The sequence below is a fragment of the Flectobacillus sp. BAB-3569 genome, from assembly GCF_002270355.1.
Lineage (GTDB): Bacteria > Bacteroidota > Bacteroidia > Cytophagales > Spirosomataceae > Flectobacillus > Flectobacillus roseus.
In genome coordinates this window covers 1-22116 of the sequence record NZ_NJFZ01000041.1, presented here as the reverse complement: position 1 = coordinate 22116, position 22116 = coordinate 1, and the positions used below count along the sequence as shown (strand labels likewise).

The following is a 22116-nucleotide window of genomic DNA, read 5'->3' as shown; positions in this document are numbered from 1 at the left end:
TTTAGGATTTCAAAAGTCTTATAGGTTTGCATTTATGATATTATTGAGTTCAGTTTTGTCAAATCCGAGCTCTGACAAAACTGAAATAATAAAATCTGTTTTTTGTTTCGTGTATTTCTCTCTTGTCATATCAATTTCTCTAATCAGATTGAGCTTCAACGTTGAATATTGTGCTGCAAGCTCTTGGTCATTCAATAAAGCATCACGAAATAGAAGATGGTTTTTTAGGGCTAAACTATCTGAAAAACATACATAAAGATGGTGTTCTTGCCACTTCTTGCGATCATCTGTGTGGGGTGTTGTTACGGAAGACTGTCGAAAGGCAAACCGTCCCGGAATTCCCTGTTCTCCTCTATCTATATATCCAATTTTAATGAGCCTCGCAGTAATGTCATCAAGAAGCGTTTTATGATCAATAATAATGTCAATGTCTAAAATTGGCTTCGCAAAAAGATTGGGAATAGCCGTACTTCCAACATGTTGAATGTCAACTTTAAGGTCACCGAGGACTGTTAGTAGCTTACTCTTCAAGTTGTTAAACTCGGTTTTCCAATTTGGATTATGTGGTTCGATAAAACTAATCATTGTAATGCTGTAGGTTGTATATTTTCACTTTCAATCAACGCTAGTTGGTAATGATATCCTCATGTATTCTACCATATTTTCCACCAAGGTTTTTGCTGCTCAGGTTTGGGTACTGGTGGAGCATAAGACTGCTCTGTTATCTCTAAGATTGACTTGTCTAACCATAGTTCGTACCAATCTAAAAAGGTAATTTTGTCTTTTTCATCAAGTTGTATGGTTGGGTATATACCTCCATCATTGCCTCTATCGTCTGTCCAAATATGTCCATATTCTTTTCCATTGACGACTAGGTTCAAACTTATTCCGCAACCATAATTACAAATTGCGATAACACCATTCATATGTTTTTTGTCAAAATACTGACTTGTAAATTCTTCATATTGCCTATCATTTTCCTCTTGATTTTCATTCTCAGCAACTGGCTCAAATTCCATATTCCAAGCTTCAGTATGTAGGAAGGGTTTACTGGGATTTAACGACCTTTCTTTGTTTTTATAATCTAAGTCATCAAAAAGGGCATTTTCAAGAGGTTCAAGTCCATAAAAAGGTCCTGCACCTCCATTTCCGAGTGTAGTCAAAAAAGCGACATATTCCTCTGGCAATACAATCTTATGTTTGACTTCAAACTGTTTTATAGTGTCTATCGAAACAGTTGGGTTTAGCATATACCTATGTTTTTCAGCACCAAAAACCTCCAGATTATTGTCCAATTGTCGTAGCTTTTCAAGCTTATATTTGATGTTTTCGAGCTGATAATTCATTATTTAAGTATTGTATTAAATCAGGTACAATATACATTTTCTATTTGATTATAAGCGTTCTTTAAAGTTATCAAGCATTTTGATATAATCTGAAAATTCAAAATTCATTTCCTTGACATTTTCAAACCATTCGACTTTGCTACCAACTTTTTCAGCCTCCCATTCATTTGACAAGTCTACACCAAGTTTACTCCATCGAACATGAGTTCCCAAATTTGTAATTTCGGCAACTATGAGTGTACAGGAAAAATCGTTCTCATCGGGGCACATTAGCACAGGGCAAATTGTCGTCTCATATTTGCCTGGTAAAATACGTCTCCAAACTACTGCTTTTTCATCTTCCCGATCCATCCATTCTACAAGAGTAGGTATCAATCCTCTATACATATTGTCAGGGTACAACTCATCCAGTTTTTCATCTAACCAAACATTATCAATCCTAATGTTGATATATTCAACATCAACATACTCGTTGTTTTTAAATAGCACTCCTTCTATTAAATTCATTTATTACTATTTTAGATAATTCTACAGTGGAACTAATTATAAAACTCTTGATTAGTTTTATTCTACTACAATCAAGTTTATGGTTTATCTACCTTGCTGGTATGTAAGCTTACCCAAAAATAGTACAGATTAAAAGTTTAAAAGTTTAAAAGTGTGATATTTTTTAACTTTAAGTAAGTATCATGAAAAGCAGTAAATTACCAGTAGCTATTTCATGATTATTTGCCGACTCTTGCTTGTAATGCAGCTGGGTAGCGGTCGCCCACGATTTTAATTTCTTCCAGTGCGTTTTGTATTTCTTGTAAATCGTTGGCAGACAATGATACATTTACTGCACCTACATTTTCTTCCAGCCTGTGAATTTTTGTAGTACCAGGAATCGGTACGATAAATGGCTTTTGAGCCAACAACCAAGCCAAGGCAATTTGGGCAGGGGTAGCCTTGTTATCTTGAGCGATTGTTTTCAATAAATCAACCAAAGTCTGATTCGCCTTTCTGTTTTCTTCTGTAAAACGAGGGACGATGTTACGAAAATCTGTTGGGTCGAATTGGGTGGTTTCATTGATAGCACCCGTTAAAAAGCCTTTTCCCAGTGGACTAAAAGGCACAAATCCGATTCCTAATTCTTCCAATAGCGGAATGATTTCATTTTCAGGCTCACGCCAAAACATAGAATACTCACTTTGCAACGCCGTTACGGGTAAAACCGCATGAGCCTTACGAATGCTTTGTACACCTGCTTCGCTCATGCCAAAGTGTTTTACCTTACCTTCTTGGATTAACTCTTTGACAGTTCCTGCTACATCTTCCATCGGAATATTAGGGTCAACACGGTGTTGGTACAACAAATCAATCACATCTGTTTGTAGATATTTCAAAGAATTTTCTACCACCGCTCTAATATTCTCAGGGCGACTATCCACTCCTTTCGTAGCATCGCCGTCCTTAAAACCAAATTTGGTAGCAATCACAACGTCCTGTCTAAACGATTTAACCGCTTTTCCTAAAAGTATTTCGTTACCCCCTTGGCTGTATGCTTCGGCGGTATCGAAAAATGTAATACCTTTATCATAAGCCTTTTGAATCAAAGCTATGGCATCGTTTTCGTTGGTTGCAGGGCCATAGCCAAAGGTTAAACCCATACAGCCCAAGCCTAATTCAGACACTTCTAATCCGCTATTTCCTACTATTCTCTTTTTCATGTTGTGTTTTGTCATGATTGGTTATGCCCTATTCAAAAATTGAATGACTTTACAAAATTCCTTCTTAATTATTATCAAAAAGTATATAGATTACTGATGTTCATACCATCATTACAGATTCAAGCATCAGTGTAAATTTTATCAGTAATCTTCGTGCTATATTTACATCAAAAGGTTGAAACATTAAGGACATGGAGCATATAATAAAGCTTGAAAAAATTTCTCAATACAATACGCTAAAAGGCATAGAAACAAAGCATCCGTTGATAAGCGTTTATGATAATTCAATGACAAAAGCTTTGCCCAACAATAGTCGTTTGCATTTTGGGTTTTACGCTATTTTTCTGAAGGAAATACATTGTGGTGAATTGAAGTATGGACGAAATAATTATGATTATGACGAAGGTACACTTGTGTTTTTTGGGCCGGGACAAGTAGTGGAAATACGTCATGAAGAAGACTATCAGCCCACAGGTTTGGCACTCCTTTTTCATCCTGATTTGGTCAAAGGCACGGCTCTTGGAAAACAGATGAGTCAATACTCTTTTTTCTCTTATGAATCAAATGAAGCACTTCATTTGTCATTGAGAGAACAGCAGATTATCAGAGATTTGTTTGGTAAACTTGAGTATGAGATAAATCAAAGGGTTGATAAACACAGCAAAAGAATCATTGCCAATAATATAGAATTACTGCTGAATTACTGTGTTCGTTTTTATGACAGACAGTTTATCACTCGTGAAAACATTAATAATGATGTACTTTCAAAATTTGAGCATTTGTTGCATAACTATTTTCATTCAAGCACTGTACAAGAATTAGGGTTTCCCTTAGTGGGATATTTCGCCAATCAGTTGAACCTTTCGCCTAATTATTTTGGAGATTTAATTAAGAAAGAAACAGGAAAGACGGCTCAAGAACATATACACCTAAAATTAATAGATATTGCTAAAGAGAAGATTTTTGATAAGGAAAAATCAATAAGCCAAATAGCTTTTGATTTGGGTTTTAAGTACCCGCAACATTTTAATAGAATGTTTAAGAAAAGTACTGGTTATACGCCAAACGAGTACAGAATGTTGAACTGAACATTTTTGAATAATATCTGCTAGAGACATTGAATATTGAATTTCGGAAATATTGATATGAACAATATTTCCGAAATCAGCCTTCTCAAATTCAAAGTTAAGTCAAATTAATGGATGGACGAGCTTCGTAAGCCGAACCAATTTCACAAAGTCTATCCATGATTTCTGCAAAAAGCTTAAACATGATTTTTAGCTTTTCTAAATCTTTGATGACACCTAGAGTTTCTAAATACAATTCGTCAACGCCGTCTGGAAAGCGTTGTCCCCAAAAACCTTCATCATCTTGTACTTTTACTTGAAACTGTGTTAAATCCTTCAACGCCAGAAAAGCATTCTTAATATTTTCATCGTTAAATAAAGCTTTGATTTTATCAGGATTTTTACTCTTTAATACAAAGGTATCGTCAAAGATTTTATCTTCAATTTCAATATCCTGCATCCCGAAGTATTTTGCGATATCTGTGAAAATGCCTTCTGGATAAATGGTAAATCTAAAGTCATCTTTGTTGATATAGGCACAACGCATCCGAGTATACGGCATAGAGCTTTTTCCCGAAGAACGCCTAAATACATCTAAAATGATTGTCCAATTTTTGTGTTCTAACACTACCTTTGACTCGTGCCAAAAGCTATCTTTGTTGAGTAGTGTAGCATTTATTTCTTTCTCTAATAGTCCCCAAATTTCGTCTTTGCTTGGACCAAAAATATTTATTAAGAATCCCATGGTATTTGATAGATATATTCCTCCATAAAAATCTGAAATTACCTAGAAGATTCCTTGCGTATTATGACAAATGGTAAAAACCATTTTATTAGGCTAGTTTCAGCCTTACACTTTCGGTGCTTTAAGTGAGTTGTGAGTTAGAGAGTTATGAATTAGTGAATGAATGAGTCAATTTTTAGGCACTTATACGTTGAAATAACTAAGTGTAATTTTGATCAATTCAAGATGTAATCTTTTAAAAATCAAAACACTAACTCACAATTCACTAACTCACAACTCGCTCAATCACTCATTTTACGACTTCGACATTTCGCTAGAGAAAGGTTGGTTGTAAAAACGCTTCCCTGTGCTTTTATACAATGCATTGGCAACAGCCCCGAACACAGGAGGGAAAGGCGGCTCGCCAAGACCCGTTGGGTCGATGTCGTTTTGTACAAAATGAACGTCTATTTCTTTGGGTGCTTCGTTATGACGAATGATGCGGTAATTATGGAAATTACTTTGTTCGGCTGCTCCGTTTTTATGGGTCAATGCACCGTAAAACGCATTACCGATGCCATCTACGACTGCCCCTTGTACCATATTTTTGGCGGCATCGGGGTTTACCACAATACCGCAATCAATGGCACTGGTTACTTTTTCAACATAGGGCTGACCGTCACGCATGACTATATCCACCACATGACCAGCGTAAGAAGCATGACAGAAATAAGCGGCTACACCACGCTTTTTACCTTTATTTTCGGGTTTGTCCCAGCCCGATTTTTCTCTAAGCAATTCCAATACGCCAGCGTAGCGGTCGGCATCGTATTCGTTGTTTTTGCCTACTGGATTTTCTTTGGCACGTTTCAATAAATCCAGACGAAAGGCGATTGGGTCTTTGCCCATTGCTTCGGCTACTTCGTCTAAAAAAGACTGTTCGGCCGCAGCGTTGAAGTTTGAGCGAGGAGCTCGGAAAGCCCCAATGGTAATATTAGAAGGAATTTCCCAAGCCTCAGCCAAATAATTATCCACCGCACCAGCAGGGAAACGATTGGCATGAATAGGATTTTCGGGAATACCGCCCCCTTTTACGTGGAAAGCAATCAGGTTTTTGTTTGCGTCTAAAGCCGCACGGTAAGTAGCCGTGTACATCGGGCGATAGATGCCGTAAGTCATATCGTCTTCACGGGTATAAATCAATTTGACAGGAGCTTTCAAGCGTTGAGAGATGCGAGCCGCTTCGTACACATATTGCCCATAAGCTCTACGCCCAAAACCACCGCCCATACGGGTCATCTGAATCTCGATTTTATCGGCAGGTAAATTCAAGATTTTTGAAAGTGTTGGCTCCATCCAGCCCGGTGCTTGTAAAGGCCCAGCTACCAAAGCTTTATCTTCGGAAACATGGGCGAAGAAGTTCATCGGCTCCATGGTATTATGGGCCAAAAACGGAGCGTTATAAGTACGTTCAATCACCAGAGCGGCATTTATGAAAGCCGTTTCTGGGTCGCCATCTTTGCGGAGTTGTTGGGCTGGTTTCTTCCCATACTCCGCCATTAATGCCAATTGGTCGCTTGTGGTTTCTAACCTGCCCGGAATGGTTACTTCTCTTTTGCCCCCTCGTCCCATCATGGTTTCTTTGATGTCGCCAGTGGGTTCCCATTGGGCTTTGATTTTTTTACGAGCGTTCATTACTTCCCAAGTAGATTTACCCACAATGGCAATCATTTCGTTGGAAGTACGGGTATCAAAACCACCTTGTTCAAAACCATCGTAATAGAGTTTGAAGCTAAAAATGTCTTTGATTCCCGGCATTTTTAAAGCTTGGGAAGCATCAAAAGATTTGAGTTTCATCCCAAAAGCAGGCGGATGCTGAATCATGGCTATGAGCATTCCGTCCACTTTATAATCTATGCCAAAAAGCGGTTTTCCCGTAACTACTTTTACTCCTTCTGTATTTTTCTTTGAATGACTAACGATAGAAAAATCTTTTGGCGTTTTTAGCTTTACTTCTTTCGGAACGGGAATAGTAGCCGCCTTGCTCGCCATTTCGCCATACTTTGCCGACTTTCCGCTTGAATGCAACAAAACACCTGTTTGGGTCGTAATTTCACTGGCTGGTACGCCCCACGTCTGAGCCGCCGCCTCGATAAGCATCTGCCTTGCCGAAGCCCCTGCGTTTCTCAAAGGTTTCCAGTACATTCTTACAGAATTACTACCGCCTGTGAATTGCATTCCTAATTTTACGTTATCGTGTGGACCCATTTCTACGACCACGTTTTTCCAATCTACGTCTAATTCTTCGGCTACCATCATCGGGAGCGAAGTCATGACGTTTTGACCAAATTCGGGGTTTGGACAAATAATTTTGATAACATTATCGGGCGTAATTTTGATATAGCCATTGAGTTCATTCCATTGGTCTGGCAAATTCATGGCAGCCATTTTGTCGGCAGCTTGAGCATTGGCGAGCCAACTAAAACTCAACATGAGTCCACCACCTGCCAACATGGAAGACTTTAAAAACGAACGACGGTTTTGTGTATTGGTATTTTCCATTTTTAATCAAGGTTAAGGTTGGTTACTTTTGTGCTGCTGCCTTAATCGCCTCTTTGATACGTAAATAAGTGCCACAACGACAAATGTTTCCACTCATGTAATTATCAATATCTTCGTCGGTTGGATTAGGATTGGTCTTTAGTAAAGCCGTAGCACTCATGATTTGTCCAGACTGACAGTAGCCGCATTGAGCCACGTCGTGTTCAATCCAAGCTTTTTGTACGGGATGCGTGCCATCGGCAGATAGCCCCTCGATGGTTGTAATGGCTTGTTTGCCAACAGCCGAAACAGGGAGGCTACAAGAACGCACCGCAGTACCATCTAAATGAACAGTACAAGCCCCACACATAGCCATACCGCATCCAAATTTAGTACCTGTCATATTCAAATGGTCTCTTAAAACCCAAAGGATTGGCGTTGAAGGGTCAACATCTATTTGTTGCGTTTTCCCATTTATTTTTAGAGAATATTTTGCCATAATGCTATGTTTAATTTTGATAGATAATTGATAAAGTTATGGTATTAAATTTAGATTTTGTAGTACCATTGCTATGTATGTATATGTCATTAAGCCTTATAACCCACTAGAATATTATCGTTTTTTAGATTTTGACAATCAGAGATACGAAAAAAATTACTGAACGCCTCTTAAAATCTTTTACAAAAATATACTTAATAAAAATTTGGAGAGTGTATAGATTACGGATATTCATACCATTTTTACTGATTTTAAAATGTGTAAGATGTAATGAAAAGAAAAACATTCAATCGACTCAATTTATCACTCAACTATCTGTATGTGGTATGTGCTTGCCTAAAATAGGTTGACACGATTATTAAAGACTGTCAATATGGTTAAAATTGTATTAAAGATTGATTTGGGTTGATGTTTTGGGTTTGATTACTCGTCCAAATTGATAATTTAGGTCTTTTCTCGACCTTTAGTTCATTGATGTATTGTTCAAACGAATCAGGAGCCATGTTCAACAATGAACTATGTGGTCGTGTCCTGTTGTAGGTATCAATAGTACCTTTTAATGTGCATTTTAATTCTTCAAAAGTGTTAATTTTCCAATATCTAAGGTATTGATTTTTGATGGTAGAATTAACTCTTTCAATATGGCTATTTTCATAAACTTCATTGCACATGCTAATTTTAATTCCAGCATTTGTCAACAGAGTGATATAGTCACTACTAATGTATTGTCCACCCCTATCTGAATGGTGAATTAAGTTTTCAAACTTGTCTTGTTTACGATTTTTGAAAGCCATCTCAAGAGCTTGACAATTGTTGTATGCTCGCATATTGTCTGCCACAGAGTAACCTAGTATTTTACGAGAATAAGTGTCCATAATTAAGGCAATATAGTAAAACGTACCTGCCAAGTCATAATAGGTTTTATCACTTGTCCACAACTGATTGATGTCATCGAGTGTTTTATCCACTAACAAGTTTTTATAACGATTGTATGGGCTTGAAAAAGTGGTCTTAGTAGGGTTTTTGAACGTTATTAGCCTAAAACCATAGGCTAATCCGATACTAATAAACGCATCTCTACCTAATCCATTAGGCTGAAGAACTTCGTACATTACCCGAAGCCCCATACCTGGATGAACCTCTCGCATTTGTAAAATTAAGCCAACAATCAAATATTCTAAATCAACCCATTTTTGTTCTCGCATTAAGGCTTGATGATGTGCTTGTCGAGATATATCACAAAACAAAAATAAGTCTTTCATTAAAAAAGAATATCTTGAAATATTAACCCTGAAATACCCTAAAGTTTTACATTGAAGTTTTTTTAAAATCAATTTTATATTCTTGAGAGGCTATTTCTACCAATTTTTCAAGGTAGTCTAGTTGCATTTGTTTTTGACGGGGATGCCTAATCCGAGACGACGTTCAAGTTCGGCTACTTGATTAAGTAACTCTTTCATTTTTTGGACTTCGCTATCCTTTTGTACGACCATTGTAGTGCCTTTTGTATGTTCTGGAGAATAATGGTAAATCCAACGATAAACAGTTGGGACTGATACCTCCCACAATTTACAAAAAGAAGTAATAGTATAAAGCCCTTGATTTAACTCTTGAACTTTTTCTCGTTTGAACTCTTCGCTAAAGATGCGTCTTTGACGAATCTTTAAAATTGAACTTTTTTTAGAATCAGATTTCGTTTTGCCCATGAAAAAAGTTAAGTTTTACGTCAACCTATTTTAGGCAAGCACAACCCATAATCTATAACTTATTGACTTTGGTTAATAAAATTTAATCCTACTTTAAACATTCGCCCATATCCCCTAGGAAGGCAGATATACGCCAGGAAATTTATTTATATTGCGGGATATAAATTCGCAGTAACACATTAAAAAAAACGCTTTGTGAAACAGCTAATAAACATAATAATTGGACTATCCTTTCTTCTTTTCACAGCTTGTGGGCAAGGAAAAATAGAAACACCTGAAAACGCAATGACAAAATTTGAAGAGTTTAAGAGCAAAGAAAAATTTTTGCAAGACGGTAAACTTTTTTACCCAGGAATTGGCGACCCAACCCTAAAACCTATTCTGACTGAAAAAATTAATCTTGCAGCAGACGATTTTAAAAAACTTGCTGACAAGGGAAACGCAACCGATACAGAATATCAGAATGCAATAAAAAACGGACTTGACCGATTTGCCGACCTCTACTTACAACTTGACACAGAAGACAGAGAAAGAGTATGTAGTTACTTTGAAGAACTTATGGATATTGTAGGACTTGAAAGTTCAGATGGACACTTAAATAACTTTATGTATGGATTTGACCCGACATCAAAGTAGCAATATGACTACCAAAAATGTAAATCATTTACTAAAGTATGAAATCAAAAAACATAGGATTATTATTGGTACTTCTTTGTTCGTTTGAAAGTTGTAATCATCAGAAGGAAGGTGTTAGTAATAGTACAACGTACAAATTTCACACTGAAATACCTTTGGGTACTTATGTAAATGGGTATGCACATTATATCTATATTGGCAACTATGATGTAAAAACTAAAAGAGATACATTATTTTTATTGGATAAGGCAATGATGTATGTAGATACAGTTAGATATGCAAAGCCCGTAACTAGTATCGCTTATGTTAATAGCATTGATAATTTCCCTAAATCAATGGATGATCAAGATGCTAATGAGATAAGAAAGCATACGATATTTTATATTTCATTCAACGAGGATAGTCTATTGAAAAGAAAGTATTTTATAAACGGATTTTACAACGCAGTCAAAAAATAACTTATGCGTCGCATAGAAGAGTGTTTGAACGTATGTACTTAAATGGTGATTATTACTGCCGTCGTTAGCAGTTCAGTGAAAATACCAACACCTGTTATAAGCAACTTACTAATTATCTTTTGAACAAAGTGTTAAGAGTTGTGTCACATATGCCTACAATACAATCGATTAAATTTTAAGAAAATGGGAAAAGAAAACTCACTAACACCTATTGAAAGATATTTGAATCACTTAGACAATATCTTTCAACAAGAACCCGAGTTCTATAAAAACGATAGTTTGATTGAAGGAATTTCAGGAGTGACTTCAATTGTTTATAGAGACATTCCTGAAAAAGGATTTATAACAGCGCTTACTTATGGACTTTCATTGGTGAAACATCCTGAATGGAAATTTGGAAGACCCGAATTATGTATTTCAGTTGAATCCTCCAATTTAGACTGGGGACAAATTGTAGGATATATTGCAAATATACTTCGTGGTGACTGTCCATTTTGTTACGGACAAACAATCAATTTGGGGGAACAAATAAGTGATGATTCAGCAATGAATGCTTTTTTCATTTTTGCGCCAAGTACATTGGACAAAAAAGATTATTCAAATATTGATATTGGAGCAGACTATAAGATAAACATAGCAGGACTTTATCCAATGTATTCTGACGAATTGGAAGTGTTTTCAAAGATTGGACTACAAGAATTTTGGCATAATCCTAATTTCGACAACTACAGTGTCAATAGACACAAAATAATAGAATGACAAATCTACTAAGGTAATAGGCGTTTGTCCAAATCGCAGGTTCTGTGCTAAATTCGCTCATCTACAGACTGTGTGGTGAAAGACAACTTTCAGTTTCTACCAATATTATAAACGTAAAACAGCTTGATTTATGAGTATGATTGGTAATTTACTTCGAGTAACGAAAATTGAACTCGAAGAATATTTAAAAGACAGTTCGCTTTTAGAAGAACGTATTTATAACAATACATCTGATGAAGAAGACCCAAAACTGGTAGAAATTGATAGGTCATGGGAAGGAATATTATTTTTATTAACAGGACAGAACCTTGAAACAATTGACCATCTTATGGCAAGAGTATTATTTAGCGGACAAGTCATAGATGAAGAACAGGATTTGGGTTATGGTCCTGGACAATACTTGACACATAGAGAAGTAAAAGAGTTAAATACAGAGCTTTCCAAAATAACGACAGAAGAGTTAGAACAAAGATATGATTCAAAGAGAATGATGGAGCTCGAAATATATCCGAATACTTGGGAGGAAGATGAAATGATCAATTATCTAACTGACTATTTTGAAATCCTGAAAGAAGTATTCGCAGAAGCAAGTCAAAATGATGAAGCCATAATTACCTTCTTGAATTAATTAAACAGGAAAGGAAGGCTCTATATATAACAAGAGATTTGGCGTCTAGTGAAGCGCATAGGACAGCTTAATTCAGTTTTATTAAGAAATGATAAATACAACTACTTGAGATTACTACAATAATAAAACGTTATGACAAAATATCCAGAGGTTAAACACCCCAATTTAATTGGAGAATATCCTGCCTTAGTAATGTCAGGTGGTGGTTATGTTTGGGATGATGTGTTGGAATATCGAGTTTGGTGTTATCCTGAGAATGGAGCTCCTGATACAGAAGATGGCAACGATTATTATTACTATTTTTCTACTTATGAAAAAGCGTTTGAGTTTTCTAAAAATAATGTGGGCTGTGAGCCACCCATTGCATTAATATTGCAAGAGGAATATATCGACGAAGAAGAGCCAGGAAAGTTTGTACATATCAAAGAACGCAGATTGACTGAATGGCAAGTTGAGTTTTTAAAAAGACCGAAGCGGACGGATAAAACTATTCCTGATTTTTTATCCCCAGAAGCTCCGAGCAACCAACCGACTTGACATTTTACGTGGGTTAGTTTAATCTTAAATCTATATAAAACTCCAAACCTGCATAAAGCCTTGAAAGGTAGAGGTATAGACATCCTAAGAGGACAGACAATGGACACAAAAATAAGACAAGGGCAATTTGAGGTAATTGATAGTTTTGCTCTTAGACGCAGGAACGAATTTTATCTAATTGGACAACAAATCGAAGGGACAGTTCAGGAAAGATGGTTTATTAATGTCCCATTAAGCAAATCACTTTCACTAAGTGTTAGAATCAAAGCAGTTGAGGATATTGAAATTTCAAGTGAAATCCGTAAATACAAACTATTGATAGTTTCGGGCGATAACGAAACTATAGACCTTTTACTTGGACTGAAAATAGGAAGTGAGTTTCTTGATATTACAATTGAAGGAGAAGATTAAATGAAAGCTACCCTCTACATAGACAATTGCAACATTGGGGATGTGATTTTTTCCATCATTGACGAAAGTATGGGCGGAATTGGTGGTAACTTAATCACAAACGATAATTACAAAAAATATCAGCCGACAATTCAACAACATTTTGAGAAGCAAGGAATTTCTAATATTGAAAACTTCAATTTTCGTATTGTTCTTTCAGACAATTCTGAATTAAAACCCCATGGTGGCATCGGCATAACGGACTCCCCATACTTTGACGAAATTTATGTTGAATCTGCTGGACTTGACACAGAAACAATAACGAAAATAAAGAACACCAGCACAACACCAAACGCTATTCATTAGTAACAATCTTAAAAAACACCTAGTATGGGACGACCTCTTTCTGACATCACGATATACTACCATGGTACTTTAATAAAAAATACACCTGAGGGCTCGGAGTTTCATAGAACATTAAACTACATTTCAGACTTCTATCATAATTCTTTAGACGGTTACAAACCACCAAAAACAAGCAGAATAACTTTACATGTTGGACCAAATATTAGTTTGGCTGGATCAAGATATTTTGGAGCAATTTGTATATATGATAAAATATTCAATGAAGAAGAATATCTAAGTTTATCAAAGCATGAAAAGTATAAGTATATTCTGGACTTACTTCATTTTGCTGTATTAGAATTATCAGAAACTTATGGTTGGGACAAATCAGTTTTCACTAAATCCTACAACCATATAATTGCGAGTCAATTCAAATTTGAAAGAGTTTATCCCCCAAAAATATCGAGAAATAGGAAATCTATAGGGCAAGTTTTACTCACCAAAAGTGTAGATCAATAGATTTTAAGCATACAAATACAATCTGGTGGAAAAACTATCAATAAGATTTTGATCGAAAAGAAGAATTGGTTTTGGAATGACATGATTTATGAATACTCAAAAACGTGTAAATGGTTAGATAACACAAAGTTTGGGATAAAAGACTATCATCGACAATGCTACTATTCTATGCAAGATGATAATGTTTTTAATAACTTATTGACTGAAGATGATTTCGGTTGTGCAAACCTAGGGCGTCTTACTTCCAATAAACTTTAGTTATAAAATTGAAACTTCGTACGCTCATTACAACCTCAAACACTTCTAATTATGGACGAAAAGCAACGAAAAAAAGAACTTACTAAGGAGTTTAAACAAAAACAGAGAGAAGCATTTGAACAAAGTTTACCGATGGAAAGAGTACTTTTTGAAAAGCTCTTTGACTATCTTGATATTAAACTTGAGGAGAACGAATGTGACGACACTAACAAACTTACAAGGGAGTTTTTAACGAAGAATAAAATTGAAAATAATCAAGCCGTTTTAAGTTGGTTGTCAGAAAATGGTGGTTATTGTGATTGCGAAATTTTAGCAAATATTGAAGAAAAATTCGATTAGGATGGAAAAGTTTGAAGAAATATTATCGAGGTATAAACTTGTTAAAAGACGTAACAAGCCAAGGATCACTTTTAAGAAAGTTGAAAAAATTATAGGCTTTAAACTTCCTGAGGACAATAAGTCTTTTGCGCTAAATTACTCAGAATTTGAAGATTTTATTGGCGAACAAAATATACGACTTTGGAATTTTGACGAAATCATTGAAATTAATAAGGAATACGAAATTTTTGAATGTTTACCCAAAACATTATGAATTGGAGATAATGGAAGCGGAGAATTTATAGCAATTGAAAAATTAGATAATCTTAATTTCAGAATAGTGTTGTCGCCTTTTCTCATTGAAGAAGAAGCACATATCGAAATTGGAAATTCTTTCACCGACTTTTTAGAGCGTTTAGAAAATGGTATAGAATGGTTCAACTAGTAAAATACTGCTATTGTAGTGATAATCTCTTCGTATCACTTAATCCTTTATTATAAGCTCAATAAGTTTTGCATCTCGTAGGCGTCTTTCAATTTATTGGGAATCTGATTGATATCTTCATATAATTTTCTACCTAAGTTTTTCAATCCTATGTAGCAACAAACAGTTGTATCTATTCAGCTAAAGCTATGGGAAACATGAATTTTACTGGTTAGAGACGTAACTCCTTTGCATCTAAATAGTTGTAATTTTGATAAACGTTGGACAATAACCCTAATGTTAAAACTTGGGATGACTCATGCTCTTCCTATCATGCGGTTCAAAATGAACCGCATGATAGGCGATAAAACAATTTTGGGTCATAAGGTTCAAATTGAACCTTATGACCCAAAATTGTTTTTCTTAGGATAGCAAACCTTCGAATTTGTTAATAATATCCTGAAGTTCAGCCAAATACCTTTTATCTTTATTCTGGTAAAACTCATTGGCTGTTTTAAGTAATTTCTGATAATGAGTATCAAATGCTGAACCATCTTTCGTTGCTACCGAAGCTACAGGCTTTGAAACTGTACTTTCTAGTTGTTCAATACTTGTAATAGGCTCTTCAAGAGTGACTTCATTCGCTAATGCCTGAATTGTTCCTTTCGAGACTTTTTTCTTTCCCGTCAAAATTTCATTTCTTAGCTCTGTATCTAGTTTGTTAAGCCCTTTGGCAAAAGCCGCATCTCGTTTAATCGTTGAGCGTCCTACATTAAATTCTTTTGAGAGTCTTTCTGCTGTATCGCCTTTCTCTGTAGAATCATAAGGTTCATTTTGAACCGCATGGTTTTGACGGTCATATCGCCCTATTTCATTTTTTCATTTAAAAAACGAAGCCCTCTAAAATAGGACACTTGCTCAGGAGTAAGGTTTCTTCGCCCTAATTGAAGGTCAATCATGTATTCTTTGACGTGTTGCAAAGAACCGAAAGACATTAATTGAACACTGAAGGAAATACCATTCTTCTGACAAATTTCATATCGATTGTGCCCATCTACGAGTATATACCGTGGTGCAGAAGGATTCTCTGAGTTAGCATCAATTACCCCCGCTGTGGTTTCCCAAACCGTGAGTGCATCACGACAGCCATTTTTGATAATATTACTTTCGAGTTGTGAAAACTCATCAACGCCAAGCGGCGGGATAAGCACACGAAGCTCTTCAATAATCTGAATATTATTTTTGACAGACTCGCTATTAATCAGTTGATTATTACTAAAAGTTTCTTTGGTCTTGCTGGCAATCAAACTGCCAATATTTATCTTTTTAGCCATGACGCTCTATTTTAAAAACTGTAAATAATCAATATACTCAGCGCAAAAAGCGGTATAAAGATGGGCTGCCTCCGAATGATTAGCAAATTTTGAGATAGTATTCCCTGCCACTTGTGCTTTCTGAAAATCTACCAAATGCTTAATTTCTGTATTGAATATACGTAAAGGTAGATTATGACGCACGGCCTCTTTGATACCATCGTGCACACTATTCTTTTTGACCATCGTGAATACTAAGCCATCGATTTCGAGCATAGGGTTCAAATTCTTCTTTATTTCATGGATTTTCTCCAAAAGAGAATTTACTCCTTTCATGGCCGCCATTTCGGGCTGCATAGTAATAAGACAAGAATCTGAAGCGTACAACGCTGATACGGTTAGTTTGCCTAATGATGGTGGGCAATCAATCAAAATATAGTCATATTTGGTCAGTAGGGGAGTCATACGATTTTTCAAACGTAAATCACCTCCTGGTACAAGAATTAACTGATATTCGGCATTACCTAAATCTATATCACTTGGCGACAAATCCAAACCTTCCTGTAGCTCGATAGTAGGGAAATCTGCATCATGAATTAAGGCATCTGCTACCTGAGATTCAGGTTGTTCTATACCCAAAATTTGGCTAAGGTTACCTTGAGGATCCAAGTCAACCATCAATACCTTAAAACCTTTATTAGCTAAGGCTTCGCCGAGCGAACATACAGTGGTAGTTTTTCCTACACCACCTTTATGATTAATTACCGAAACGACTCTGGCTTTTTGATAAAGATCGTCTCTATAACCATAATCACGAAGAACGCCGTCTAATGCTACTAAATGCTTTTCGCTAAGTTGACGCCCTTTGGATAATGCTTGTGCTATAGTTCCTGAAGGGATAGAAGCTTGTTTTTCGACAGCTGCAACAGATATGGCTGGTCGATGTCTCAAAAACTTTAACGCATTTTCTTGTGTAAGCATTTGATTATTTTTTTGTAGTAAAGTTATGACAAATATAAAATAAAATGTCATAACTTTACTACAAAAAGGGAAATTATTTGCAAAGTTTTTTGATTAAATAAACCTTTGGATAGACTAAGGCGAGTTTTTTGGAAACTGTCATGTTCAAATTTCCAAAAAACTCGCCTTGCGATACTTTTACTAACCAAAACTTCGTTCTAAAACGAGTTTTTTGGAAATTTATGCAAGTAATTAGGCTCCAAAACTAATATATAAGACTCCGAAACTCATCTAAAAGGATATTTCGGGGCTCTAAGGCGAGTTTTTTGGAAAACGGACGCTTAATTTTCCAAATTTCAAACTCTACTAAACAGTATTTCGGATTTATTAAAAGCCCCAAACTGATAGAATCTTCCAAAAACTCGCTTTAAGTATATGTTTTGTCCTTTAAAGGATTTAATTTTTTCTCTAAGGCGAGTTTTTTGGAAAACGGAAAAATAAGTTTGCACTAGTAGATTATCTAATAAAATTACTCTAAATCAAGGATTTAAAATGCTAAGGCGAGTTTTTTGGAAGCTCCGGAAATTATATCATTTTCCCAAAAGTGTTTAAAGGAAAAAGGAGTAAGTTCTGGGAAAATTAAATAAATACTATTATTTTTAGTAATACTCTTTTGATTTTTATATTTCTCATATATTATTTGATTGATTTAGGACCTTGCAACTTATTGAAAATCAAATACTTGCAAGCCGTAAGGCGAGTTTTTTGGAAGCATAAGGCGAGTTTTTTGGAAATTTTCTTCTTCGTAAGGCGAGTTTTTTGGAAGCGAAGGCGAGTTTTTTGGAAATTTCATCATCTTTAATAATCTTGGAATAATACAATGGCACATACAGAACTTGAAGAAGAACACTATTACGAACATCCATATACCCCTAACAGGAAAGATAATTATTTACCCAATAGAATGGTTATCAGCAACACCCAGTTCTCTAGGGTAGAGCAACGTCTATTTGAATATTTTATTAATCAGATAGACCATAATTCTATAAATATCAAACATGGGATTTCAGTCAAAATTCCCATTACAAAAATTAGAGAAACGGTTAAAGTAGAGCAGGTATTAGCGGTTACACGCTCAATGGCTCAAAAAGTGATGACCTTTTTTGATATGTCAAAATCACATATCGAGTTCAAGCATGTGCCTCTATTTTCAAGTATTAGTTTTAATGAAGATAACTCTGGCTACCTAGAGTTCCGTTCGAATGCTCAATTATCACCTTACTTAGCCTCGTTGGGTACCCAGTACACGCGTTATGATTTTAAAACAATCTTAGCCTTTCGATCGATATACTCAACGATTATGTATAAGATTGTGAAGCTTCATTTGGGGCAGAACCGTACGAAGTTTATTTATAGCATAGATGAGCTCCGTCGGCTTTTTCAGGTAGAAGAAAAAAAATATACCAACTTAAATGACTTCAAAAAGTATGTATTAGAACCTGCCAGAAAGGAATTAGCCTCGACCGAGAAATTCCCCATTGTGGTAGAATACGAGCATTTGGGCAACAAACAGCGTAATGTCACACATTTGGAGTTCACAATCGTGACTCAATGGGAATTGAGCCAATTAGAGCAACAAGAATACCGCGATGCAGTCACGCTGAATCCATCATTAGTTTACGCAAAGCTAGAAGAAATCATCGACCAACAATATTTAATCAAAAAAGAAACGAAACAAATCATTTTGAGTAACGCAACATTGATAGACAAGTTTGTAACCATCCATATCGAATTTGAAAATGGATTACATCCAAAAGTCAAAAACAAAACGGCTTACATACTCGCTTGTTTGGATTTAGTGAAGAAGAAAACAACACGGTCGAAATAAAGAGAGATAGGAGGATAATCCTAGCATGTTGTACAGCGGCTTTTGGAAGAAAGGAATAGGTTTCAAAGTGATTTGATGCTTAAGGGCGAATACTCTTGAACATTTAGAAGAGAAAAAACAAATACTAACAGAAATCAAATCTATCTAATCCTTGTTTTTGTGGAAGTACCATTCTGACTCTATCTGAAATGAGGCTTACATATTTAATTATATATCTTAATCCTTGTTTTTGTTAAAGCTTACAATCCCTGATGACAAATTTAAAAACTTTAAAAGCAGGGTAGTTATTTTGCAAGAAACTCACATTTCCGAAACATTTATTTTAGGTATTTGATGGTATTCTTGTCGTTATTCTATCAAGTTTTACGACATGTACGCATGTTATTTGTGAACCTAAAAAACTAAATGTTAACGAGGTTAATGTGACTGTTAACACGTGTAAACGCTTGATTAACAGCGTTTACACTAATTTATTCAAATGTTGGATAGGGGGTGGGGGCGTGTGGATAAAAAACTCTTAGGAATATGCACAAAAGTGTCAGAACAAAACGACAATCTGCTTCAAATTCTGGTGGGCTAGAGATGCAATAATCTCAATTGCTGCTAACAGTTAAACGAATATTTATCTCCAATTAACAAGGAATTGTTTAGAAGCTCACTTTATCTTGAATCTATAGTTAAGCTCTATGTAAAGTGTAGGTAAGGTTTAGTAAAACATTGTTCAATCTGTATGCAATCTACCGTTAAAACTTGTGGAAGGTATAGTTAATCTTTATGCAACCTTTATTCAATCTACCATCAATCAGGTGTCATAACTCAAGTTTGTGTCTTGTTCTCTAGTTTAACCCAATATTTAGCATAACCTTTTTTGAAGCAAAATGGAGTTTTTGTAGGTCAAAAACTATTTAGAACTAGTGTGCAAGCACAACGAATGAATTTGAGAGTGTGAGGCTTTTTATGAATAGTACGTTCTAAAGTTGGAAATTAGATGATCACCTGTTGTTGTAAGGTTCTCCAAAAGTACTTTACAGTAGAGCTGTATGAAAACATCTTCATTTTCAATGTTTTCATCATAATTTTCTCATATACTTAAAGTTACGTGAAGAGAAACCATGCATGTCAGGAAAGGTATATTTTAAGTCATACGACATAAGGTCAATCACTTTAGCACTCAATCCGTTAGCTTTGTAAAATAAGTAAAAATAATGATTAAATAAATGCTATATCTGTAGCATACTCTGGGGAAGCTTACATATAACAACCATTATCTGTCATAATCGACTTGGAATTAGGTAGAAAATTTTAATTCAAATTGCCAATTTAATGTTTGCAACTGTTCCTTTAATTCTTCCAAATTATCAACTAAATTTTCAAAAGAGGGTTTGTTGGTTTCGTAAATCATATCTTCCATCATTTTCTTATAATCTGCTCTCCATTCTTCTATTATCTGTGGCAATGGTACAGGGTTAAGGCTTTTAGGATTGTGGGTATTGTAATCTACACCACCTACTCTGGAAAATGTATAGCGATGGGCTACGATAGTTTCATACAGTGCTTTATCGTGGATGGCTTTTTGAGCAACGCCTGCCTTAGTTAGCTGATACACATCATACAAATGACGGCTCAACCTATCCACTCGTATTTTTTCGGCAGTACGATGAAACTCTTCGTGTAATAAAAATAGCTTCTCTAAAAAGGTTCTTTCTGGATTCACAGTAGGCACTTCAAATAGTTGTTCCGCAAAATCTCTTCCTTTGTAAAATTCATCTATCAACGAACCAAAAGTTTGAACACTGAAGGGTTCTCTTAGCGATCTACAACTGATTTCGATTTGTACCCTTGGCAAAATATATTCTGAAGGCTGACTTACAACATTTGGGTAGTATATTTCCAATACTCTAGGATCTTGATCGCTATCTTTTGCTTCAATCACGACAAAATTCAACGCTTTGTATCCCTTAGCATCAAATGCTTGTTTTAATTCTTCAAAGAAAGTTCCAGTGGTATATGCTCCTGCTTTTTTTCTGAGTTTATCCCTTTGATTCTTTCCTAGTTCTCCTGTAAATCCGAAGTACTCTTTATCTATTGCCAAATCAATGTCTTCAGAAAACCTGTTGATAAGCTTCCAAGCTTTACTAAGAGAGGTTCCACCTTTGAACACTAGATGTTTGGCAATATCCATCTGAAATATGATTTCAAGTGTACGACTTACCCACCAATCCTTCTCTACTGCAAAGGGTGTCATTCCCATTGCTGAAGCAATGGCCTCAAAAATAGCAACCTTCTCTGTTTTCTTTGTGGTATAAAAATCAATTTTTGCCATCATGCAATGCTTGTTTCATTATTTTTTGAATCCATACTGGTGCTAGCAATATGTCGTGCCTCAAATCTTTTTCATCTTCTTTTCGAAGTAAGTCAATAATCTTTGTTTCTTCTGCTTCGCTTACCTTACCATTGCCGATTTCTTTGAGTGCTTGAATAACCAACCTACTTATTTTCCCTTTTGCTAATAGGTTTTTAGGAGTAGTTTTTTTAAACTTAATCTTCCGCTTTCCCACTTTAATTTCTCGGGGCGAACCGTCTGTGAGCAATACAATATTCATGGGGACTTGTGTACTTAGCCCTAGGGCATTTAGGGCATAACTTCCCGTTGGAATCGTCCTTATTCGGTCTCGCTTGGCTATAGCTTCGGCAACTTCTTCTGCTGTGGGTATTAATGATCCTATCAATTTACTTATTTTGGGGCGCACATACATGAGTCATCCCGAATTTTTCGGGATGACTTTTAAAAAGAAACCTCCTTGTTTACTTTGTGAATTACGACAAACACAAACAAACAGGAGGTTTCTATGCATAAAGCATTTCTACAAAATAATGACATAAAATCGAGTAAGTCAAGACTCTCTCATTTACTTCTTCATAAACTTGATCTTTATCTTGCTGACGTCCAGTTATCGTTAGATTCTGTTCTGGATAAGCGTTTAGTTCGTACTTTTTACGATTTAATAGTTGCCATTTTATTGCATCGACACAACTCTATGGGCTTATTGCTTAGTGAGTTAGGTGGCTATATTTGCGGTTTTTCACATGC

The 22116-nt window shown here is 35.7% G+C and carries 25 protein-coding genes and 2 pseudogenes; 13 read left to right on the top strand and 14 right to left on the bottom strand.

The window, feature by feature from the left end; genetic code table 11:
- Positions 1-18: 18 nt before the first annotated feature.
- The 4 genes from BWI92_RS25060 to BWI92_RS25045 all read right to left on the bottom strand — a co-directional run bounded on the left by BWI92_RS25060 (position 19) and on the right by BWI92_RS25045 (position 3055).
- Entirely contained in the window at positions 19-585 is a 567-nt protein-coding gene (locus BWI92_RS25060) for a GrpB family protein (protein ID WP_095168083.1), read from the bottom strand.
- Positions 586-653: 68 nt separating this feature from the next.
- Positions 654-1346 carry an SMI1/KNR4 family protein gene (locus tag BWI92_RS25055; RefSeq protein ID WP_095168082.1) on the bottom strand — a complete coding sequence of 231 codons (693 nt, stop codon included), beginning with the start codon at positions 1344-1346 and terminating at the stop codon, positions 654-656.
- A 48-nt stretch (positions 1347-1394) separates the two neighbouring features.
- Entirely contained in the window at positions 1395-1853 is a 459-nt protein-coding gene (locus BWI92_RS25050) for a hypothetical protein (protein ID WP_095168080.1), read from the bottom strand.
- Positions 1854-2071: 218 nt separating this feature from the next.
- A complete protein-coding gene (locus tag BWI92_RS25045; RefSeq protein WP_095168078.1) occupies positions 2072-3055 on the bottom strand; it encodes an aldo/keto reductase in 984 nt (327 codons plus the stop codon).
- Between the two features lie 191 nt (positions 3056-3246).
- Here BWI92_RS25045 and BWI92_RS25040 point away from each other — a divergent pair, with 191 nt between their 5' ends.
- Positions 3247-4143 carry an AraC family transcriptional regulator gene (locus BWI92_RS25040; RefSeq protein ID WP_095168075.1) on the top strand — a complete coding sequence of 299 codons (897 nt, stop codon included), beginning with the start codon at positions 3247-3249 and terminating at the stop codon, positions 4141-4143.
- A 97-nt stretch (positions 4144-4240) separates the two neighbouring features.
- On the opposite strand, the gene BWI92_RS25035 is transcribed toward BWI92_RS25040, so the two are convergent.
- From BWI92_RS25035 to BWI92_RS25015, 5 genes and pseudogenes are all read right to left on the bottom strand, one after another.
- A complete protein-coding gene (locus tag BWI92_RS25035; protein WP_095168073.1) occupies positions 4241-4867 on the bottom strand; it encodes a DUF3137 domain-containing protein in 627 nt (208 codons plus the stop codon).
- Positions 4868-5161: 294 nt separating this feature from the next.
- A complete protein-coding gene (locus tag BWI92_RS25030; protein WP_095168071.1) occupies positions 5162-7408 on the bottom strand; it encodes a xanthine dehydrogenase family protein molybdopterin-binding subunit in 2247 nt (748 codons plus the stop codon).
- Positions 7409-7430: 22 nt separating this feature from the next.
- Positions 7431-7886, bottom strand: coding sequence for a (2Fe-2S)-binding protein (locus BWI92_RS25025; RefSeq protein WP_095168068.1), 456 nt, complete (start codon positions 7884-7886; stop codon positions 7431-7433).
- 377 nt (positions 7887-8263) lie between these two features.
- Positions 8264-9148 (bottom strand): DDE-type integrase/transposase/recombinase, encoded by an 885-nt coding sequence (locus tag BWI92_RS25020; protein ID WP_095168065.1) that lies wholly within the window; start codon positions 9146-9148, stop codon positions 8264-8266.
- Positions 9149-9361: 213 nt separating this feature from the next.
- Positions 9362-9592: pseudogene (locus BWI92_RS25015) on the bottom strand (hypothetical protein); the annotation flags it as partial.
- A gap of 195 nt (positions 9593-9787) precedes the next feature.
- On the opposite strand from BWI92_RS25015, the gene BWI92_RS25010 reads away from it, so the two are divergent.
- The 10 genes from BWI92_RS25010 to BWI92_RS24965 all read left to right on the top strand — a co-directional run bounded on the left by BWI92_RS25010 (position 9788) and on the right by BWI92_RS24965 (position 14714).
- A complete protein-coding gene (locus tag BWI92_RS25010; RefSeq protein WP_217903486.1) occupies positions 9788-10228 on the top strand; it encodes a DUF4844 domain-containing protein in 441 nt (146 codons plus the stop codon).
- Positions 10229-10293: 65 nt separating this feature from the next.
- Positions 10294-10686, top strand: coding sequence for a hypothetical protein (locus tag BWI92_RS25005; protein ID WP_141234925.1), 393 nt, complete (start codon positions 10294-10296; stop codon positions 10684-10686).
- 183 nt (positions 10687-10869) lie between these two features.
- A complete protein-coding gene (locus BWI92_RS25000) occupies positions 10870-11445 on the top strand; it encodes a suppressor of fused domain protein (RefSeq protein WP_095168058.1) in 576 nt (191 codons plus the stop codon).
- Positions 11446-11575: 130 nt separating this feature from the next.
- Positions 11576-12073 carry a YfbM family protein gene (locus tag BWI92_RS24995; protein ID WP_217903485.1) on the top strand — a complete coding sequence of 166 codons (498 nt, stop codon included), beginning with the start codon at positions 11576-11578 and terminating at the stop codon, positions 12071-12073.
- Between the two features lie 132 nt (positions 12074-12205).
- Positions 12206-12610, top strand: coding sequence for a GCN5 family acetyltransferase (locus tag BWI92_RS24990; RefSeq protein WP_095168056.1), 405 nt, complete (start codon positions 12206-12208; stop codon positions 12608-12610).
- Positions 12611-12670: 60 nt separating this feature from the next.
- Complete coding sequence (locus BWI92_RS24985) at positions 12671-13021, top strand: hypothetical protein (RefSeq protein WP_095168053.1); 351 nt, start codon at positions 12671-12673, stop codon at positions 13019-13021.
- Positions 13022-13366 (top strand): hypothetical protein, encoded by a 345-nt coding sequence (locus tag BWI92_RS24980; RefSeq protein ID WP_095168051.1) that lies wholly within the window; start codon positions 13022-13024, stop codon positions 13364-13366.
- A gap of 24 nt (positions 13367-13390) precedes the next feature.
- Positions 13391-13864 (top strand): hypothetical protein, encoded by a 474-nt coding sequence (locus BWI92_RS24975; protein ID WP_095168048.1) that lies wholly within the window; start codon positions 13391-13393, stop codon positions 13862-13864.
- Positions 13865-14173: 309 nt separating this feature from the next.
- Positions 14174-14461, top strand: a complete 288-nt coding sequence (locus BWI92_RS24970; RefSeq protein ID WP_095168046.1) for a DUF2695 domain-containing protein — start codon at positions 14174-14176, stop codon at positions 14459-14461.
- A gap of 1 nt (position 14462) precedes the next feature.
- The gene (locus tag BWI92_RS24965; protein WP_095168045.1) at positions 14463-14714 is read left to right on the top strand and encodes a hypothetical protein; all 252 of its coding nucleotides are present in this window, start codon (positions 14463-14465) and stop codon (positions 14712-14714) included.
- 573 nt (positions 14715-15287) lie between these two features.
- On the opposite strand, the gene BWI92_RS24960 is transcribed toward BWI92_RS24965, so the two are convergent.
- From BWI92_RS24960 to BWI92_RS24950, 3 genes are all read right to left on the bottom strand, one after another.
- Positions 15288-15554 (bottom strand): hypothetical protein, encoded by a 267-nt coding sequence (locus tag BWI92_RS24960; RefSeq protein WP_095168043.1) that lies wholly within the window; start codon positions 15552-15554, stop codon positions 15288-15290.
- 176 nt (positions 15555-15730) lie between these two features.
- Positions 15731-16198, bottom strand: coding sequence for a hypothetical protein (locus BWI92_RS24955; RefSeq protein ID WP_095168041.1), 468 nt, complete (start codon positions 16196-16198; stop codon positions 15731-15733).
- A 6-nt stretch (positions 16199-16204) separates the two neighbouring features.
- The gene (locus tag BWI92_RS24950; RefSeq protein WP_095168039.1) at positions 16205-17158 is read right to left on the bottom strand and encodes a ParA family protein; all 954 of its coding nucleotides are present in this window, start codon (positions 17156-17158) and stop codon (positions 16205-16207) included.
- Between the two features lie 859 nt (positions 17159-18017).
- Between BWI92_RS24950 and BWI92_RS24945 the strand changes: the two genes are divergently transcribed.
- Positions 18018-19025, top strand: a complete 1008-nt coding sequence (locus BWI92_RS24945) for a replication initiation protein (RefSeq protein WP_095168036.1) — start codon at positions 18018-18020, stop codon at positions 19023-19025.
- 1288 nt (positions 19026-20313) lie between these two features.
- On the opposite strand, the gene BWI92_RS24935 is transcribed toward BWI92_RS24945, so the two are convergent.
- Together BWI92_RS24935 and BWI92_RS24930 are read right to left on the bottom strand one after the other, a co-directional pair.
- Complete coding sequence (locus BWI92_RS24935) at positions 20314-21351, bottom strand: nucleotidyl transferase AbiEii/AbiGii toxin family protein (RefSeq protein ID WP_217903483.1); 1038 nt, start codon at positions 21349-21351, stop codon at positions 20314-20316.
- The gene (locus BWI92_RS24930) at positions 21335-21781 is read right to left on the bottom strand and encodes a DUF6088 family protein (RefSeq protein ID WP_255406902.1); all 447 of its coding nucleotides are present in this window, start codon (positions 21779-21781) and stop codon (positions 21335-21337) included. Before BWI92_RS24930 ends, BWI92_RS24935 begins: the two co-directional genes overlap by 17 nt.
- 93 nt (positions 21782-21874) lie before the next feature.
- Between BWI92_RS24930 and BWI92_RS27860 the strand changes: the two are divergent.
- A pseudogene (locus tag BWI92_RS27860) lies at positions 21875-22116 on the top strand (hypothetical protein); the annotation flags it as partial.